The sequence below is a fragment of the Kitasatospora sp. NPDC057500 genome, from assembly GCF_042802195.1.
In the GTDB taxonomy this organism is placed as follows: domain Bacteria; phylum Actinomycetota; class Actinomycetes; order Streptomycetales; family Streptomycetaceae; genus Kitasatospora.
Genome location: NZ_JBHVER010000383.1, coordinates 1 through 3275, shown reverse-complemented (window position 1 = coordinate 3275; position 3275 = coordinate 1). Strand labels below are relative to the sequence as shown.

4 protein-coding genes are annotated in these 3275 nt (G+C 73.8%); 1 reads left to right on the top strand and 3 read right to left on the bottom strand.

Annotated features, from left to right (window positions below):
• The 3 genes from ACFU74_RS36675 to ACFU74_RS36665 all read right to left on the bottom strand — a co-directional run.
• The coding region (locus ACFU74_RS36675; RefSeq protein ID WP_380764467.1) for an NADH-quinone oxidoreductase subunit C at positions 1-656 on the bottom strand (656 nt) is incomplete at its 3' end.
• A complete protein-coding gene (locus tag ACFU74_RS36670) occupies positions 653-1312 on the bottom strand; it encodes an NADH-quinone oxidoreductase subunit B (protein ID WP_380764466.1) in 660 nt (219 codons plus the stop codon). The genes ACFU74_RS36675 and ACFU74_RS36670, both read right to left, overlap by 4 nt.
• Entirely contained in the window at positions 1303-1719 is a 417-nt protein-coding gene (locus ACFU74_RS36665) for an NADH-quinone oxidoreductase subunit A (protein WP_380764465.1), read from the bottom strand. The genes ACFU74_RS36670 and ACFU74_RS36665 overlap by 10 nt, the downstream gene beginning before the upstream one ends.
• Positions 1720-2014: 295 nt before the next feature.
• On the opposite strand from ACFU74_RS36665, the gene ACFU74_RS36660 reads away from it, so the two are divergent.
• Complete coding sequence (locus tag ACFU74_RS36660) at positions 2015-3205, top strand: sensor histidine kinase (protein WP_380764468.1); 1191 nt, start codon at positions 2015-2017, stop codon at positions 3203-3205.
• Positions 3206-3275: the final 70 nt, after the last annotated feature.

Sequence of the window (3275 nt, the reverse complement as noted above, 5' to 3'; positions counted from 1 at the left end):
GCCGCCGCCGCGCCCGCGCCCGCCGCACGCGGCGTGCGCGCCGCACCGGCCGCCCGGGCACCGCGCGCCGGCCGCTCGGCGACCGGCGGCAGGGTTCCCTTGAGCGGCCCCCACTCGTTCGGGTCCGGCACACCGGCCGGCTGCATCTTGCGCCGCGCCGGCCCGTCGCCGTGGTCGGACTCGCCCGGCTCCTTGGCGCCCGGCCAGGCCTTGGCGACCCGGGCCGCGAGCACGAACTCCTTGCGCAGCGGATGCCCCTCGAAGCCGTCCGGCAGCAGCAGCGTGATCAGGTGGGGGTGCCCGGGGAAGTCGATGCCGAACATCTCGTGCGTCTCGCGCTCGTGCCAGGCGGCCCCGGCGTACACCGGGACGGCGGTCGGCAGCGCGGCAGCGTCGCGCGGCACCCGGGTGCGCAGCGCCAGGTGGCGCACGCCCGGGGCGTCGACGGCGGCGAGGTGGGCGACCACCGAGAAGCCGTCGGCGAGCTCGTCGACGGCGCTGAGCCAGTCGAAGAAGGTGAGGCCCAGGGTGTCCCGGGCGGCGGTGAGCGCCTCGATCCAGTGCTCCGCCGGCACGTCGACGGTGATCAGCCCGTACGCCTCGGCGCCGGTCGCCCACTCCCCGACCGACGCCGCGTACTGCTCGGCCGTGGTCACGAGACCCCTCCCTCGGCAGAACCGGCGCCGGCGTCCGGCCCGGCCACCGGCGGACGCCGCAGCGCGGCCGCGGGCGCGGTGTAGCGGCCGGGCAGCGACTCGGCGGCGATCTTCTCCTGGAGCTTGAGGATGCCCTGGAGCAGCGCCTCCGGACGGGGCGGGCACCCGGGCACGTAGACGTCGACCGGGATGATCTGGTCGACGCCCTTGGTCACCGAGTAGGAGTCCCAGTAGGGACCGCCGGAGTTGGAGCAGGCGCCGAAGGAGATGACGTACTTCGGCTCGGGCATCTGCTCGTAGAGGCGCTTGACGGCGGGAGCCATCTTGTCGGTCACCGTCCCCGAGACGATCATCAGATCGGCCTGCCGGGGGCCCGGCGCGAACGGGATGACGCCCATCCTGATGAAGTCGTGCTTGGCCATCGAGGCGGCGATGAACTCGATCGCGCAGCAGGCCAGGCCGAAGTTGAAGCACCAGAGGCTGTAGCGCCGTCCCCAGTTGAGGACGACCTTCACCGGGTCCGGCGCGAGCCGGGCCAGCGGGCCGATGCCGCGCCGCTCGACGGCGGCACCGGGGCGCGACGGGTCCGGCACGCCCAGCGGAACCGGGCCGCCGGAGGCACCGTGCCCGTGCGAGTGGGTGTGCGTCACGTCCATTCCAGAACGCCCTTCTTCCAGGCGTAGAGCAGTCCGACCGCGAGGAAGCCGATGAAGACGAACATCTCGATCAGCGTCCCGGCGCCGTATCCGGCGGAGGCGAACACGGTCGCCCACGGGAACAGGTAGATCGCGTCGACCGCGAAGATCACGTACAGGAAGGCGTAGACGTAGTAGCGGACCTGGGTGTGCGCCCAGTCCTCCCCCACCGGGTCCACGCCGCACTCGTAGGCGAGGAGCTTCTCCGGCGAGTACACCACCGGCCGCAGCAGGCGGTTCGCGGTGAACGCCACCGCCACGAAGAGCACGCCGACGACGGCGAGCAGGCCGATCGCGGCGTACGCGTCGAAGTAGCCGCTGCCGGCCGCCGGGTCGGCCGCGACCGAAGCCGCCCGCTGCCCCACCATGCCCTCGCCTCCACATCGGCCGCGGAACCCGCCCTCGGGGCGGTTCCACGATGTTCCTTTACGCGCTCATAACCATCGCCAGTGCGTGAGTCTAAGTGCACCGCACCGGTGCCCCGCATCCTGCCCGATCCGCAAGACACCCGGTGGACGGCCGGTGGACACCCGGTGCCCTGCGAGGGGTGGGGATAACCCCCGCCCGGGGAGACGTATCACCCCCATGGCCCCACCTGCCCCGGACCGGCCAAGCTAGACCCACAGCTCGACCGGAAAAGGACGGTAGACCGAGATGAAGCCAATGGACGGCACGGCCGAGGACGCCGGGCGCACCCCGCTGTACGGCGCGCGGATGTGGCGGCAGGTCGGGCGGCTGCTGCTGAACCTGCCGCTCGGGATCGCCGGCTTCGTCTTCACGATCGTGACGCTCTCGGTCGGCCTCGCCCTGTCGGTCACCGTGGTCGGCCTGCCGCTGCTCGCCGCCGGGCTGGCCGGCTGCCGTGCGATGAGCGGCTTCGCCCGCCGCCGGGCCCGGGCGCTGTACGACTCCGAGGTGCACGAGCCGGAGCCGGTGCACCGCCGCCGCCCCGGGGTCACCGGCTTCGCGATCGCCCACCTGACCGACGCGCTGTCCTGGCGCGCGGCCCTCTACAACGTGCTGATGCTGCCCTGGGGCCTGCTCTGCTTCGCGCTGACCCTGGTCTTCGTGCTGGTCGGCTGGCCGGTCCTGCCGTGGGCGGTGCGCGCCCAGTCGGCGGTGGACCGGATGCTGGTGGAGACCCTGCTCCACCCGGGCGCGCTGTCCGAGCGAGTGCGCGAACTGGAGGACGACCGCGGCACCGTGGTCGACACCGCCGCCGCCGACCTGCGCCGGATCGAGCGCGACCTGCACGACGGCGCCCAGGCCCGGCTGGTGGCGCTGGCGATGGACCTCGGCATGGCCAAGGAGCGGCTGCGCGAGACCGAGACGCCGCAGGACGTGGCGGCCGCCGCGAAGATGGTCGACAACGCCCACGGCGAGGTGAAGCTGGCCCTCCAGGAACTGCGCGACCTGGCCCGGGGCATCCACCCGGCGGTGCTCACCGACCGCGGCCTGGACGCGGCGCTCTCCTCGGTGGCGGCGCGCTGCACGGTGCCGGAGGGGGTCAAGGTGCACGTCGACCTGAAGGCCGGGGACGGCAGCACCGACCGGCCGGACTCCGCGGTGGAGGGCATCGCCTACTTCACGGTCAGCGAGTTGCTGACCAACATCTCCAAGCACTCGGGTGCCCGCTCCGCCACGGTGGACGTCTGGCGGGCCGACGACCAGCTGATGCTGCTGGTCCAGGACAACGGCAAGGGCGGCGCGGCCCCCTACCCGGGCAGCGGCCTGGGCGGACTGGCCGAGCGGATCCGCGCGGTGGACGGGGTGTTCCTGGTGGAGAGCCCGGAGGGCGGGCCGACGACGGTGACCGTCGAGCTGCCCTGGCGGACCCGCGCCGCCCGCCGCTGACGCCGGCGCCGGGCACCCGGTGCCCCGGTGCCCGGCTCTCGGCCCGGACGGCGGGCGGCTCCGCGAACCC

Excerpts from the sequence above, each read along its gene's own strand:
- ACFU74_RS36670 (WP_380764466.1), bottom strand. The coding sequence starts at position 1,312 with ATGGACGTGACGCACACCCACTCGCACGGGCACGGTGCCTCCGGCGGC.
- ACFU74_RS36665 (WP_380764465.1), bottom strand. The coding sequence starts at position 1,719 with ATGGTGGGGCAGCGGGCGGCTTCGGTCGCGGCCGACCCGGCGGCCGGC.
- ACFU74_RS36660 (WP_380764468.1), top strand. The coding sequence starts at position 2,015 with ATGGACGGCACGGCCGAGGACGCCGGGCGCACCCCGCTGTACGGCGCG.